The organism is Geminisphaera colitermitum TAV2 (assembly GCF_000171235.2).
Classification (GTDB): domain Bacteria; phylum Verrucomicrobiota; class Verrucomicrobiia; order Opitutales; family Opitutaceae; genus Geminisphaera; species Geminisphaera colitermitum.
Genome location: NZ_ABEA03000011.1, coordinates 1 through 13396, shown reverse-complemented (window position 1 = coordinate 13396; position 13396 = coordinate 1). Strand labels below are relative to the sequence as shown.

Genomic DNA, 13396 nt, shown 5'->3' with positions numbered 1-13396 from the left:
TCGCGCGCTCCAGAATTCGCCGCCCACATCTTTGCCCCCGGCGGCAGCCTCCAGGCCGGACTCCAGCTCGAACACCGTCCGCAGCAGGAAAGCATGGCGCGCGCCGTCGCCCAAGCCTTCGCCAACGACACCCCCCTCCTCTTCGAAGCCGGCACCGGCGTCGGCAAATCCCTCGCCTACCTCCTCCCCGGCATCATCCACGCCACCGACCAAAACCGCCAGCTCATCGTCTCCACCCACACCATCGCCCTCCAAGAGCAGATTGACCGCAAAGACCTCCCCCTCTGCCGCCGCGTCTTCGCCGCCTCCCCCGAGACCAAAGCCTACGCCACCTTCCGCTCCGCCGTCCTCCTCGGCAAAGGCAACTACCTCTGCACCACCCGCCTCGCCGCCGCCCTCCGCGACAAGCACGAACTCTTCACCACCCCCGAACACACCGAACTCCAACGCATTGCTGACTGGGCCCAAACCTCCCCCGACGGACTCCGCCACGAACTCACCCCCCCCCCCTCCCCCGAAGTCTGGGAACTCATCAACGCCGACTCCTCCGCCTGCGCACGCAAATACTGCGACTGCGAAAAATGCTTCTACCAGCGCGCCCGCGCCCGCATCCACAAAGCCCAGGTCATCATCGTCAACCACTCCCTCCTCTTTGCCCTCCTCAACGCCGGAGGCGCTCCCGGCGGCGACACCCGCGGCGTCCTCTTCCCCGACGACTTCGTCGTCCTTGATGAAGCCCACACCGTCCCCTCCGTTGCCACCGACTACTTCGGCCTCCGCATCAGCAGCTACGGCGTCAGCCGCATGCTCCACTACCTCTACAACCCCCGCACCAAACGCGGCCTCCTCAAAAAAACCGGTGCCCTCCCCCACGAACTCCAACTCGTGGAAGACGCCCTCGAAGCCGCCCGCCAATTCTTCTCCCACGTCGAAGAACGCCTCCTCCTCCAACGCCCCATCGCCCGCGTCCGCCAGGAAGGCTTTGCCGAACCCTGGCTCGACGGCCCCCTCACCGCCCTGCACAAAGTCGTCCTCAACCGCGCCGACAAACAACCCGACGACTCCAGCCAACGCACCGAACTCCTCGAACAAGCTGGCAAACTCAAAACCATCCAGACCGGCATCACCCAATTCCTCACCGTCGCCGAACCCGACAAACTCGTTTACTGGGCCGAACGCTCCGGACGCCGCCAGACCATCATCACCCTCCGCACCGCCCCCATTGACGTCGCCCCCTGCATCCGCGACGCCCTCTTCCAACGCCACACCTCCGTCGTCTGCACCAGCGCCACCCTCGCCCTCGGCGGCCGCATCGAACCCTTCCAAGCCCGCATCGGCGCCCAAGCCGCTCACGCCGCCCTCGAAGCCTCCCCCTTCGACTTCGCCCGCAACATGCGCGTCTATGCCCCCACCGACATCCCCCCCCCCTCCCCCCAAGACGCCCGCCTCTCCCTCGACGCCCTCACCGACTACATCGACTTCTGCACCCGCCGCAACCCCGGCGGCACCCTCGTCCTCTTCACCAGTTACAGCGACATGAAACGCGTCGCCGAAACCCTCGAACCCATTTACCAAGGCGCCGCGCGACCCTTCCTCATGCAAGGCCCCGGCCTCTCCCGCACCGAACTCGCCCAACGCTTTCGCGACGCTGGCAACGGCATCCTCTTCGGCACCGACAGCTTTTGGACCGGCATCGACGTTCCCGGCCCCTCCCTCTCCCAAGTCATCATCACCCGCCTCCCCTTCGAAGTCCCCACGCACCCCGTTCTCGAAGCCCGCACCGAATGGGTGCGCGAACGCGGCGGCAACCCCTTTAACGAAATCACCCTCCCCGAAGCCCTCATGACCTTCCGCCAAGGCGTCGGACGCCTCATCCGCAGCGCCCGCGACCGCGGCATCATCACCCTGCTGGACCCCCGCATCCTCCACAAAACCTACGGACGCCTTTTTATAGAAAGCCTGCCCAACAAAAACGTCATTCGCATCAACCAGCACAACCGCGCCGAAAAATTCCAACCCTTCGCATGATCCTCCCACTCTGGGCACACCTCCCGAGTGTGCATTTTCCCGCATCCCCCCACCTCCCGTTCGCATTACCGGATACCTCCGTAAATGAGGTTGCACCCCTCTGGACGCTCCGCAATTGACTGGCTCCTTTTCATGACGCTCGAAAGCGCATCCATCACCGAGACCGGCTACCAACGCCCAACCAACGAAGACCGCTTCATCGACGAAGCCGGGTTGGCCCTCTTTGGCGTGGCCGACGGCATCGGAGGACTCCCCTTTGGAGCCCAGGCGGCCGAGTGTGCCGCGCACGCCATGCGTGAGGCCGTGGGACGCAACCCCACCTCGGACGACATCGCTCAAATCACAGCCTGCGCCCACCAAGCCGTCTGGAACCTCGCCAGACAACTCAGCCCCGACACCGGCATCGGCACCACCCTCACCGCCGGCCTTATCCGCAAGGACCGCCTCAGCCTGACTCACGTGGGCGATTCCCGCTGTTACCGCCTGCGCAACGATCTCCTGGAATGCCTGACCGAGGACGACACCGTCGAAATCGAATCCCGCCGCCGCCGTGCCCGCGGCGAACACGTTGCCATTCACGAATCCGACCGTCACACCCTCACCCGCTGCATCGGCCAGCCCGGCGCGATCTCCCCTCTGTTGCGCGTGATCCAAGTGCGTCCCGGCGACCTCTATCTCTTTACGACCGACGGCATCACCCGCCTCATTTCCGATCCCGAGTTGGAGACTATGATGCAAATCGCAGGCGGCTCACTCCAACGGATGTTACACCACCTCGTGCACGAAGTTCTCGAACGCGGCGCCCCCGACAACGCCACAGCGGTGCTGGTGCGCATCAAGACGGTTTGACGGGCCTCCCCTTCCCTCGTAACCGAGCGAAATGATTGAAACGGTTCGGAAATCGGCCCGAAACGGGTCAAAATCGGTAACCGGCGCGAAATGGGTGCCCCCCCCAGAGGGTAAATCAAACCAGATCAGGCCAGATCATGGTATTTCAAACATTCCTCTCAGTGGAGCTGAAAATCAAAAGCCCGTAACTCGCTAGAGTTACGGGCTTTGTAAAGTGGCGTCCCCACGGGGATTCGAACCCCGGTTCTCACCGTGAAAGGGTGGTGTCCTAACCGGGCTAGACGATGGGGACGCGAAATTGTTTTTCTATCAAACTGGCAAAAGAACGAAAAGAGTCGGGCAACGTAGGGGCCGACTTCCCTCATGCAAGCTTTACTTTGGATTTTTTCGCCTCCCCCCTCCCATCCAGCAATTATCCCCCGCCTGCTATGCCACATGCGCAGGATTTCTGTCCGGTGCCGGGGCCGCAAAGTGCAGCAAAACATGCGTCACGATTTGCTCAGGCTCAAGCAGGCGGCCCTCCCCTTCCTCACCACAAGCCAGCGTACCGGTGCCCGTGTCAAAAACCCGCACACCCATCGCCGCAAGTCGCGTCAATGACTCCCTCGTAATGGGATGCCGATACATCGCCACGTTCATCGCCGGCGCGATCCACCAGGGTTTTTTGTCCAGCTCCCATGCAAGAAACAATGTGCTCAACGCCTCGTCCGCATGACCGCTGGCAAGCCGGTTGATCGTGTTGGCGGTCGCCGGGCAAACCAACGCGAGATCCGCCCAACGGGCCAGATCGATGTGATCCATGGCGCGGCCATCCTCCCACAAATCGCTGTAAACTGGCTGGCCGGTGAGTCCTTCGAGCGTGGATTTTCCGATAAATTGCAACGCCGCCGCAGTGACTACGGTGCGGATTTCAAAACCGGCCTGCACAAGCCGGGAAATGGCAAAGCATGCCTTGTAACAGGCAATCGAGCCGGTAAGGGCAAACAGGATACGCCGCTTGCGATGCTCGCGCGCGGGGGGGGGGGGGGGGGGGGGGAGAGACGTTGACGTGGTCGTGGAACTCATGGGATTGGAAAATGAATCAGCGGTAACTTATCAGCGGTAACTTTCCTTCTCATTGGGAAACTCCCGGCTGGCAACGGCGGCGACGTAGGCGGCAAGGCCCTCGCGCGCGGCCTGTCCTGCCTGCGCGAATACGCGGACAAATCTGGGTCTGTTGAAGCCGGGCCCGGTGTCGGGCGTGAGGCCAAGCATGTCGTGAAACACCAGCACCTGCCCGTCGGTGTCCGGTCCGGCTCCGATGCCGATGACGGGGATTTTTGTTGTTTCGGTCAGCTCCTTGCCGAGCGCGGCGGGCACGCACTCGACCACAATGCCACATGCGCCCGCAGCCTCGAATGCGCGGGCCTGACGCAGCAGACTGGCGGCGGCATCGGCGCCGCGTCCCTGCACTTTGTAGCCGCCCATGGCGTTGACGGATTGAGGTGTCAGTCCGATGTGACCGACGACCGGGACGCCGGATTGCACGAGGTGGCGGACAACGTCTTCGTGACCATCGATCCCCTCGATTTTTACCGCATGAGCGCCGGCGCGCATCAGCAGAGCGGCGCACTCCACCGCCGCCGGGATGCCTTTGCAGGCGGCGAGAAAAGGGAAGTCGGCGATGAGAAATTTCGTCCCTCCCAACCCGCGCGCAACCGCCGCCGTGTGGCGTGCGATGATTTCAGGCGTGGCGGCAAATGTGCTGCCCTCGCCGTCAACCACGGTTGCCACGCTGTCTCCGACCAGCACGCAATCGACCGGTGAATCGGCGAGCAGACGGGCTTCCCAATGGGTGTAAGCCGTGGACATCGTGATCGGGGAGCCCCCCTTGCGAGCAGTGAAATCGAGTACGGATTTCATGGAAGGTGCCATGTGCGCAGATTTGGGCTGGGTTGCCAATACTGGCGTTTCGTGGCGCTTCCTCGGTGTTTCTCGGGCGGCGGTCCCGCGATCACACCAAGCCCATCTCGCGGAAACTAAAGAAGCCCCGCCCCGTGGGGTCGGCCTCCGGGCTGCCCACGATCACGTGGTCCACCAGTTTGATCTCCAGCACCTCGGAGGCCTGGCGCAAACGGCGCGTCAGCGCGGTGTCCGCCGAACTCGGCATGGGGTCGCCCGATGGGTGGTTGTGGACCAGGATCAAGGCGCTGGCGGCTTCGCGGATGGCGTCGCGGAACACCTCGCGGGCGTGACAAAGGGTGCTGTTCGCCGTGCCCGACGTGATCTCCACGCAACGCAGCAAACGCATGCGCGCATTGAGGCAGAGAACCCAGCACTTTTCCACTGTCAGGCCTTGCAACTGCGGGCGCATGTAGGCGGCCACCGCCGCGCCATCATTCAACTCCGGAGCCTCTCCCATGCCTTGAAAAAGTATCCGTCGCGCCACTTCCATGACGGTCACCAGTTGCAACGCCTTCACCGGCCCGATGCCGCGCATCCGGCGGAAATCCGCCCCCACCCAGCGGGTCAACCCGTGCAACGATCCCGCAGCCTGAATCAAGCGCGTGGCCAGCGTAATGACATCGTGCCCCCGCGTGCCGCTGCGCAACAACATCGCCAGCAACTCCGTGTCGCTGAGCGACGCCGGGCCCAAGCGCGCCAACCGTTCCTGCGGACGTTCGCTGTCGGCCATGGCGCGCAGGAGGTTGGGCGGCGCGGCCTGCTCGGGCGAATTGAGATGGACGATTGTCATTGGCTGGCCTTGGCGTCGGCGGCGGTTTCCTCGTCGGCTATTTTCTGAATGTGGCGGCTGAAATCCGGGTCCTCGCCCTGCAACAAGTTCGGCAGCAATTCACGAAAATCGGGCCGGCGACACCACTCGCGCATGTAGTCGTCCCACGACTGCCACATGCGGGCGTTTTTCGGCGACATCTCCTCCTCGTAAACGAGCAGGTAGGCGCGTTCGAAGAGGGCGACCAATATCTCGAAAATGACGTTCCGGCGCTCGCATTGTTCGGGTGTCAGGCCGGGGACGGAGCGGCGGGTGATGAGTTGCAGGTCGGCGTTGGTAAGGACGAGTTCGAGGAATTTGGCGTACTCGTCCGAGAGTTTGAGGTAGAGTTCCTCGTCATCGCTTTGCCGCTCTTTGCGCTGCTCCTTGAGGAAAACGTAGATGGCAAAGGGGAGGCCGACAATCGTCACGATGTAGCTGAGTCCTTCGAGCCATTCGAGCGTTGTCATGTATGGAGAAATTAGGAATTAGAAATTAGGAATTAGAAAGTAAAAGGCAGGCGGCTTCGCCGTCGTAGTGGGTTTCACAATACACGAGGGATTCATGTGCATGGGCTTGGACTTTCTAATTCCTAATTTCTAATTCCTAATTTCGGGTCAGAAGCCTTTTACTTTGAAGAGGCTGGTGACGCTTTCGTTGTTGTTGATGCGCATGATCGCATCGGCCAGCAGGGGGGCGATGCTGAGGACTTTGATCGGAAGGTCGCGGGTGTCGATGGGGATGGAGTTGGTCGTGATGAGTTCGTCGAGACCGCCGGTGCGGAGGCGGTCGTAGGCCATGGGGCTGAGCAGGGCGTGGCTGACGGCGGCTCGCACGGTGAGGGCTCCGTTGGCACGGAGGAGCTTGGCGGCGTTGACGAGAGTGCCGGCGGTCTCGGTGATGTCGTCCACGATGAGCACGTCCTTGTCGGCCACTTCGCCGACGATGTTGACGGACTCGACGGTGGTGGAACTGGTGCGTTTTTTCCACACCATGCCGAGGCCGGCTCCGAGGATGCCGGCGTAAGCGGCGGCCATCTTCATGCCGCCCACGTCGGGCGAGCAGACAACGAGGTTTTCGCCTTTAAAACTTTCGAGGTATTTGAAGAAGACGGGCGAGGCGAAGAGGTGATCGACGGGGATGTCGAAGAAGCCTTGGATCTGCTGCGCGTGCAGGTCCATGGTGAGGATGCGGTCGGCACCGGCGGCAACAAGTAGGTTGGCCACGAGCTTGGCGGTGATGGGGACGCGGGGCTGGTCTTTGCGATCCTGGCGGGCGTAGCCGTAAAAGGGCATCACAACGGTGATGCGTTTGGCGGAGGCGCGGCGGGCGGCATCCATCATGATGAGCAATTCCATCAGGTGATGGTTGGTCGGAGTGCAGGTGGACTGGACGATGTAAACGTCCTGGCCGCGGATGTTCTCGTTGATTTTTACAAAAGATTCGCCGTCGGGGAAACTGGTCACGACGGCTTCGCCCAAGGGCTGTCCGATGTGCTGACAGATTTCCTCGGCCAGGGGCCGATTGGAGTTGCCGGAGAAGACCTTGAATTTCGGTGCGCTCATGTGAAGTGGAAGTGGAGGGAGTGGCGGGAGGAAGGGGTCGAGGCTGACAGGTTAGGGTTGGCGGGCGGAAGTCTTTTCTGGAGGTGTCTGAGTTTTGAGCGCTGCGACGTCGGCGAGCAGGCCGTCCACTTTTTTGAAGAGGTCGGGGAGGCGTTTGTGGAGGGCGAAGAGGCGAAACTCCAGCATGTGCGGGAGCGCAGGGCTGCCGCTGATGTTGGAACCGGGTTCGGTGTTGAAGTTGATGCCGGTCTGGCCGCCCGCCCTGGTGCCGGTGGCGATGTGGATGTGGCCAATGGTGCCGGTCTGGCCGCCGAGCACAACGTAGTCGCCGAGGGTGGTGCTGCCGGAGATGCCGACTTGGGCGCAGAGGATGCAGTGTTTGCCGGTGACAACGTTGTGGCCGATCTGCACGAGGTTGTCGATTTTGGTGCCTTCGCCGATGACGGTGCGGCTGAAGCGGGCGCGGTCGATGGTGGTGTTGGCCCCGATTTCGACGTCGTTTTCGAGGACGACGTTGCCGATCTGAGGAATCTTGAGGTGGCGGCCGGTGGAGGATTCGTAACCGAATCCGTCGCTGCCGATGACGGCGCCGGAGTGGATGCGCACGCGGTCGCGAAGTTCGCAGTAGTCGCCGATGCTGACGTGGGGCGAGATCCAGCATTGATCGCCAATGCGGGCGTCGCGTCCGACGAATATCTGGGCTTGGAGGTGGGTGTGTTCTCCGATGACCGCACCTTCACTGACAACGCATTGAGGGCCGATGGTGGCGGTGGGGGCGATTTGCACGCCGTCGGCAATGACGGCGCTGGGGTGGATGCCGGGATGGGGGCGGGGCCAGAAGCGGCTTTCGATGACGGCGCAAAGGGTGGCAAGCGCAGCGGAGGGGTTTTGTACTTTGAGGTAGAGTTGGTTGGCGGCGGGGGGGGGGGGGGGAGTGTCGTAGTCGGCGGGGATGAGGACGAGGGAGGCGCGGGTGTGGGCGAGGTCGTTTTTGTATTTGGTGTGGGCGAGGAAAGAGAGGTCTCCGGGTTGGGCGTCCTTGAGGGCAGCGATGGAGCTGATCGTTTCGTTGGTGGCACCGAGTTGGGCGGTGGGTTGGAGGAGTTTTGTTATCTCGTCGCTGCTGAAGGTCAGTTTCATGGAAATAGGCTGAAGGGCTGAAAGCCTGAAGGCTGAAGGCTGAGGATTGAAAACAAAAAACGCCCTCCCCGGTTGAAAGGGAGGGCGTTGAGGGGGAGCGGGCGGGCGACGTGTTTTTCAGCCTTCAGGCTTTCAGCCCTTCAGCTTTTCCGTCAGACGGTCGGGACGGTCGAGATCGTCTTCAGGATGCGCGCGGCGATCAGGTAGGGATCGGCGGCGGAGTTCGGACGGCGGTCTTCGAGGTAGCCCTTGTAACCGCTGTTCACGAAGGAATGCGGGATGCGGATGGAGGAGCCGCGGTCAGCCAGACCATAGGAGAACTTGTCGATGGACTGGGTCTCGTGGAGACCGGTGAGGCGCAGGTGGTTGTCCGGGCCATACACGGCGATGTGCTCGTCGTGGTGTTTGCGGAAGGCGTCCATGAGTTTCTCGAAGTAGTCTTTGCCGCCGGTTTCGCGCATGAATTTGGTCGAGAAGTTGGAGTGCATGCCGGAGCCGTTCCAGTCGCCGCGGATGGGTTTGCAGCTCCATTCGACGTCCACGCCGTATTGTTCGCAAACGCGGGAGAGGATGTAGCGGGCGACCCAGATTTCGTCGGCGGCGGTTTGGGCGCCTTTGCCGAAGATTTGGAATTCCCACTGGCCCTTGGCGACTTCGGCGTTGATGCCTTCGTGGTTGATGCCGGCGCCGATGCAGATGTCGAGGTGCTCTTCGACGATCTCGCGGGCGACGTCGCCGACGTTCTTGAAGCCGACGCCGGTGTAGTAAGTGCCTTGCGGGGCGGGGAAGCCTTCGGCGGGGAAGCCAAGGGGGCGTCCGTCTTTGTAGAGGAAGTATTCCTGCTCGAAGCCAAACCAAGTGTCGGGATCATCAATGATGGTGGCCCGGGAGTTGGTGGGGTGCGGCGTGCCGTTGGGCAGCAACACCTCGGACATCACGAGAAAACCGTTTTCACGGGTGATGTCGGGATAGAGGGCGACGGGCTTGAGGAGGCAGTCTGAACTGCGTCCTTCGGCCTGCTTGGTCGAGCTGCCGTCGAAGCCCCAGACGGGGACGTCGGCGAGGGTCAGCTTGGCGGCATCGCCTTCAATGATCTTGGTCTTGCTGCGGAGGTTTGCGACAGGCGTGTAACCATCGAGCCAGATGTATTCCAGTTTGAGTTTGGCCATAGAGAGATATGTGGTTTGCAGTGGTTTTAATGAAGAGCCGGAGAGCGTTTGAGGAGTTTCATCCTGGGTTTGGCGACAGAAAAACTGGCGCGTTGGCGAAGAAGAAGGGTTTCTCAAAGAGCTCCGCGCCGATAAAGCAACCCGCGTGCCAACATGTCCGCATGATGTTTTGCCAACGTGAAAAGTCAGCCGGAACAGACGCAAGCGGGCAAATAACGGGCGATAGCCTGCCAGCGGGCAGGCGCAGCGGGCAGATGGAATTTAGAGAAGAGGATAATTTGTTACATCCATTCATTGCATCTGTGAAAAATTATCCACTTCACGTCACCTCCACCGTGCTTGATCCCGACGCGGCCAGCATCTTCACTGCGCATTTTCCCGCCTTCCGCCATTCCCGCGCTTCCCGCAGCACCACACACCGTCACATGCACGACATAAAAGACACCCGCCGGGCCACCGTGCGCATCGGTTACGATGGGCGGGTGTATAAAACTTTCCGCGGCCACCAGGCGAAGGAACGGTTTGAAAACGAAGTCAGGGTATTACGCCACCTGGAGACGCGCGGTTGTGACTTCGTGCCCAAAATTCTGGAGGCCGATCCCGTGCAGTTGCGCTTGGTAACGGACAACTGCGGCGGACGCGTGGAGCACATGGGCGAGGAACGCGTCAAAGAGGTGTTCGCCGAACTCGAAACTTACGGCGTCCGTCACGAAGACCAGTTTCTGCGCAACATCACCTATCGCACCCGCGACGGGCGGTTTTGCATTATCGATTTTGAGTATGCCACCCTCCTCGACGGCCCTGATGCGGGCCTGTCGCTCAAGCCACCTCCTCCCGATGTCTGACACCGCCCTCCCCGCCGCCACCGCCTCCGCTGCTCCCACCGACGCCTCCGTCACTGCCAACAATGCCAGGCGAACGGATGCCCCGTCCCGCCCGCTCCGCCTGCACTGGTCGGGCATGACCCACATCGGGCGCTTCCGCACCAACAATGAAGACAGCTTTCTCGCGCTCAACTTCGACGCGCACGAAGTCCATTACCTGGGCAAGACCGGTGACGCCTCGCCGCGCGGGGCCGACTTCGTCTTTGCCGTGAGCGACGGCATGGGCGGGGCGAACTCCGGCGAATTTGCCAGCAAGATTGCCGTCACCGAAATCACCCGCCTGCTGCCGCGCAGCTTCAAGGTTTCCGCCCTCGGACTCTCCAGCGGTTTCACCGACATTCTCACCGAATTGTTCGAAGCCATCCACGCCTCTCTCATCAACCTCGGCCACAGTTACGAAGAATGCGCCGGCATGGGCGCCACGCTCAGCCTCTGCTGGGTGACGCCCGAGTGGATCTACTTCGGACACATTGGCGACAGCCGCATCTATTACCTCCCCCGCACCGGCGGCATCACGCAACTCACGCACGACCACAGCCACGTCGGCTGGCTGCGCCGCACCAAACGCATCACCGAGCACGAAGCCCGCGCCCACCCCGGCAAAAACTCCCTGCAACAAGCCCTCGGCGCCGGCAACCAGCACATCGAGCCGCACATCGGCGCCGTCGGACTGCAAGCCGGCGACCGCTTCATCATCTGCTCCGACGGCCTCACGGACGGCCTCTGGGACAGCTCCATCGAACGCCTGCTGCGCGAACCCACCACCGCCCAACTCATGCAAGACCCGGCGCGCCGCCTCGTGGAAGAATCCGTCAACGCCTCAGGACGCGACAACACCACAGCCGTCGTCATCGAAATCCTCCCCGACGGCACCGCCTCCGTCTGAAACCCTCCTTCCCCGCCCTCAGCCCCTCGCCGACGCGTAATTCCGTTCCCGATACCGCCCCGGAGACACCCCGCGCGCCCGGCGAAAAACCGCCGAGAAATAATACTCGTCGCGCCACCCGCACAACGTGGCGATTTCCTTCAACGACAGCGGCGAATGCACCAGCAACGTTTGCGCCCGCGCCACCCGCACCTCGTTCAAATAACTTACCAGCGTGCGCCCGCGCACCCGCAGAAACAAGTGCCGCAAATGATCCCCGCCCACCCCTGCCGCCTCCGCAATCTCCGGGATCGAACCGATGCGCGCGTAGTGCTCCTGCACATACCGTTCCGCCGCCCGCACATGACGCTCGCCGCGCCCCGCGTCCATCTCCTCCGAAACCCGCCGGACAAACGCCCGCTCCAGCACCTGCAACAACACCGCCGTCGCCCGCAGATTCAGAACCGCGGCCTGCGTTGCGGACGGTGCGTGCACGCCCCGCGCCAAAATTTCCATCTCCCCGCGCAACACCGCATCGTCCACCCGGCGCACATGCAACGCCCCCGCGAGCCTCCCCCCCCGCCTCCATCCGCTGATCGTGCCGGGCCCGGGGCGCGTAAACCACCACATCGCCCGCCTCAAACGCCACCTCCTGCACGCCGCCCTCCCCTTCCCCACCGCGCCGCTCAACCCGGGTCACCCCACTCCCCGTCGGATGGAAAACGATCTCAATACCCGCGTGTTCGTGAAACGGACAATAATACCCCTCTGCCACCGGATGCCGCAGCCCCGCCGCATGACGAAGCACCTTGCCCGCGCCCAGTTGCCCCAAAAGCGCCCGCCACGCCGAACCTCCCGCTCCCCCCGCCATGCCTGCATCCGTGTCCATTTCCATGCCAGCCTCCATGTTCGCGCCCGCTGATGATGAAAAGGTAAAAAGCCAAAAATCACAAACAAAGGCCAATACCTCCACTCGCCCGCCAGCGTCCGACCGGCATCCATTAAAGCCGCATGAAAACAACCTCATCCACCGGTCGCAGGCTGGTCTTTCCCCAAGGTTCCGAAGTCATCCTTGAAAACTTCACTCCGGCCACACCCGCTGCCGACGAAGTCCTGGTCGAGGTCGAACGCTCCCTCCTGAGCACCGGCACCGAGACCATCGTTTACGCCCGCAACTTCGCCCCCGGCACCCACTGGGACAACTGGGTGAAGTATCCCTTTTATCCCGGCTATACCGCCGTCGGCATTGTGCGCGAAACCGGCAACGCCGTCACCGCGCTCAAACCCGGCGACCGCGTCGCCTGCCGCGCCGGGCACGCCTCCCATGCCGTGCTCAAGGCTGAAAACTGCTTCCCCGTGCCCGACGGCGTGACGGCGGAGCAGGCCGCGTGGTTCGCCCTCGCCAAGATCACCGGCCACGGCGTGCGCGCGGCGCGTATTGGACTTGGCGATACCGTTGCCGTCATCGGCGCCGGTCCCATCGGCCAGATGACCTGCCGCTGGGCTCTCGTCTCCGGCGCCTCCCGCGTCATCTGCGTGGACCTCGCCGAGTCGCGCCTCAAACTCGCCGCCGCCGCCGGAGCCATCCCCATCGTCGCCCCCGCCGATCAGGCGCTCGCCCACATTGAAAAACTCCCTGGCGTAGCCCGCCCCCGCGTCGTCATCGAATCCACTGGCAACGCCGCCGTGCTCAAGTCCGCCTTCAGCCTCGTCGAAACCGAAGGCACCGTCGTGCTCATCGGCGACACCGGCACCCCCGGCAGCCAGACGCTGACCAGCGACGTCATCACCCGCGGCCTCACGCTCGTCGGCGCGCACGACGGGCGCAACTCCCCCGTCTGGAACAACCGCGTGGCCGCCGACTGCTTTTTTGCCTTTGTGCGCAGCGGACGTTTTTCGCTGGCCGGGCTCAACACGCATCACTTCACGCCCGCGCAATGCAAGGACGCCTACACACTCGCCATCAACGACCGCACCCGGACAATGGGCGTCCTCTTTGACTGGTCCGCATAACAAATTAGGAAGTAGAAATTAGGAAGTAGGAAAACAAACCCGCGCACACGAATACCTCAAACAGTCCAAAATCCGAACTGACGGCGAAGCCGCCCTTTCCTAATTCCTAATTTCTACTTCCTAATTTCCTC

Annotated in this window: 14 protein-coding genes and 1 tRNA gene; 6 read left to right on the top strand and 9 right to left on the bottom strand. The window is 62.5% G+C overall.

Annotated features, from left to right (window positions below; all coding sequences use genetic code 11):
- Together OBACDRAFT_RS01920 and OBACDRAFT_RS01915 are read left to right on the top strand one after the other, a co-directional pair.
- Positions 1-2028, top strand: a 2028-nt coding sequence (locus tag OBACDRAFT_RS01920) for an ATP-dependent DNA helicase (RefSeq protein WP_043582422.1), incomplete at its 5' end; no start/stop codon positions are given.
- A gap of 132 nt (positions 2029-2160) precedes the next feature.
- The gene (locus OBACDRAFT_RS01915; RefSeq protein ID WP_043582421.1) at positions 2161-2877 is read left to right on the top strand and encodes a PP2C family protein-serine/threonine phosphatase; all 717 of its coding nucleotides are present in this window, start codon (positions 2161-2163) and stop codon (positions 2875-2877) included.
- A gap of 215 nt (positions 2878-3092) precedes the next feature.
- On the opposite strand, the gene OBACDRAFT_RS01910 is transcribed toward OBACDRAFT_RS01915, so the two are convergent.
- The 8 genes from OBACDRAFT_RS01910 to OBACDRAFT_RS01875 form a co-directional block, all read right to left on the bottom strand.
- Positions 3093-3169 (bottom strand) — tRNA-Glu (locus OBACDRAFT_RS01910).
- Positions 3170-3303: 134 nt separating this feature from the next.
- Positions 3304-3942, bottom strand: coding sequence for a flavoprotein (locus OBACDRAFT_RS01905; protein WP_081721758.1), 639 nt, complete (start codon positions 3940-3942; stop codon positions 3304-3306).
- A 30-nt stretch (positions 3943-3972) separates the two neighbouring features.
- The gene (gene panB, locus OBACDRAFT_RS01900) at positions 3973-4779 is read right to left on the bottom strand and encodes a 3-methyl-2-oxobutanoate hydroxymethyltransferase (RefSeq protein ID WP_043582420.1); all 807 of its coding nucleotides are present in this window, start codon (positions 4777-4779) and stop codon (positions 3973-3975) included.
- Positions 4780-4870: 91 nt separating this feature from the next.
- Positions 4871-5611 carry a RadC family protein gene (radC, locus tag OBACDRAFT_RS01895; RefSeq protein ID WP_043582419.1) on the bottom strand — a complete coding sequence of 247 codons (741 nt, stop codon included), beginning with the start codon at positions 5609-5611 and terminating at the stop codon, positions 4871-4873.
- Positions 5608-6099, bottom strand: a complete 492-nt coding sequence (locus tag OBACDRAFT_RS01890) for a hypothetical protein (RefSeq protein ID WP_043582418.1) — start codon at positions 6097-6099, stop codon at positions 5608-5610. The genes radC and OBACDRAFT_RS01890 overlap by 4 nt, the downstream gene beginning before the upstream one ends.
- A gap of 147 nt (positions 6100-6246) precedes the next feature.
- On the bottom strand, positions 6247-7194 hold the full coding sequence (locus tag OBACDRAFT_RS01885) for a ribose-phosphate diphosphokinase (protein ID WP_043582417.1): 948 nt from the start codon (positions 7192-7194) through the stop codon (positions 6247-6249).
- Between the two features lie 51 nt (positions 7195-7245).
- Complete coding sequence (gene lpxD, locus OBACDRAFT_RS01880) at positions 7246-8334, bottom strand: UDP-3-O-(3-hydroxymyristoyl)glucosamine N-acyltransferase (RefSeq protein WP_043582416.1); 1089 nt, start codon at positions 8332-8334, stop codon at positions 7246-7248.
- A 152-nt stretch (positions 8335-8486) separates the two neighbouring features.
- A complete protein-coding gene (locus OBACDRAFT_RS01875; protein ID WP_043582415.1) occupies positions 8487-9503 on the bottom strand; it encodes a glutamine synthetase beta-grasp domain-containing protein in 1017 nt (338 codons plus the stop codon).
- 425 nt (positions 9504-9928) lie between these two features.
- Here OBACDRAFT_RS01875 and OBACDRAFT_RS01870 point away from each other — a divergent pair, with 425 nt between their 5' ends.
- Positions 9929-10348 (top strand): BUD32 family EKC/KEOPS complex subunit, encoded by a 420-nt coding sequence (locus tag OBACDRAFT_RS01870; RefSeq protein WP_043582424.1) that lies wholly within the window; start codon positions 9929-9931, stop codon positions 10346-10348.
- Entirely contained in the window at positions 10341-11273 is a 933-nt protein-coding gene (locus OBACDRAFT_RS01865) for a PP2C family protein-serine/threonine phosphatase (protein ID WP_232766544.1), read from the top strand. Before OBACDRAFT_RS01870 ends, OBACDRAFT_RS01865 begins: the two co-directional genes overlap by 8 nt.
- An 18-nt stretch (positions 11274-11291) precedes the next feature.
- Here OBACDRAFT_RS01865 and OBACDRAFT_RS29160 read toward each other — a convergent pair whose 3' ends face one another.
- On the bottom strand, positions 11292-11747 hold the full coding sequence (locus OBACDRAFT_RS29160; RefSeq protein WP_232766541.1) for a helix-turn-helix transcriptional regulator: 456 nt from the start codon (positions 11745-11747) through the stop codon (positions 11292-11294).
- A 103-nt stretch (positions 11748-11850) separates the two neighbouring features.
- Here OBACDRAFT_RS29160 and OBACDRAFT_RS29155 point away from each other — a divergent pair, with 103 nt between their 5' ends.
- A complete protein-coding gene (locus OBACDRAFT_RS29155) occupies positions 11851-12174 on the top strand; it encodes a hypothetical protein (RefSeq protein ID WP_232766539.1) in 324 nt (107 codons plus the stop codon).
- 89 nt (positions 12175-12263) lie between these two features.
- Complete coding sequence (locus OBACDRAFT_RS01855; protein WP_043582414.1) at positions 12264-13265, top strand: zinc-dependent alcohol dehydrogenase; 1002 nt, start codon at positions 12264-12266, stop codon at positions 13263-13265.
- The last annotated feature ends 131 nt before the right edge of the window (positions 13266-13396 follow it).

What these genes read in the sequence shown, in the direction of transcription:
- OBACDRAFT_RS01915 (WP_043582421.1), top strand. Translation starts at nt 2,161, where the DNA reads ATGACGCTCGAAAGCGCATCCATCACCGAGACCGGCTACCAACGCCCA.
- OBACDRAFT_RS01905 (WP_081721758.1), bottom strand. Translation starts at nt 3,942, where the DNA reads ATGAGTTCCACGACCACGTCAACGTCTCTCCCCCCCCCCCCCCCCCCC.
- panB (WP_043582420.1), bottom strand. Translation starts at nt 4,779, where the DNA reads ATGAAATCCGTACTCGATTTCACTGCTCGCAAGGGGGGCTCCCCGATC.
- radC (WP_043582419.1), bottom strand. Translation starts at nt 5,611, where the DNA reads ATGACAATCGTCCATCTCAATTCGCCCGAGCAGGCCGCGCCGCCCAAC.
- OBACDRAFT_RS01890 (WP_043582418.1), bottom strand. Translation starts at nt 6,099, where the DNA reads ATGACAACGCTCGAATGGCTCGAAGGACTCAGCTACATCGTGACGATT.
- OBACDRAFT_RS01885 (WP_043582417.1), bottom strand. Translation starts at nt 7,194, where the DNA reads ATGAGCGCACCGAAATTCAAGGTCTTCTCCGGCAACTCCAATCGGCCC.
- lpxD (WP_043582416.1), bottom strand. Translation starts at nt 8,334, where the DNA reads ATGAAACTGACCTTCAGCAGCGACGAGATAACAAAACTCCTCCAACCC.
- OBACDRAFT_RS01875 (WP_043582415.1), bottom strand. Translation starts at nt 9,503, where the DNA reads ATGGCCAAACTCAAACTGGAATACATCTGGCTCGATGGTTACACGCCT.
- OBACDRAFT_RS01870 (WP_043582424.1), top strand. Translation starts at nt 9,929, where the DNA reads ATGCACGACATAAAAGACACCCGCCGGGCCACCGTGCGCATCGGTTAC.
- OBACDRAFT_RS01865 (WP_232766544.1), top strand. Translation starts at nt 10,341, where the DNA reads ATGTCTGACACCGCCCTCCCCGCCGCCACCGCCTCCGCTGCTCCCACC.
- OBACDRAFT_RS01855 (WP_043582414.1), top strand. Translation starts at nt 12,264, where the DNA reads ATGAAAACAACCTCATCCACCGGTCGCAGGCTGGTCTTTCCCCAAGGT.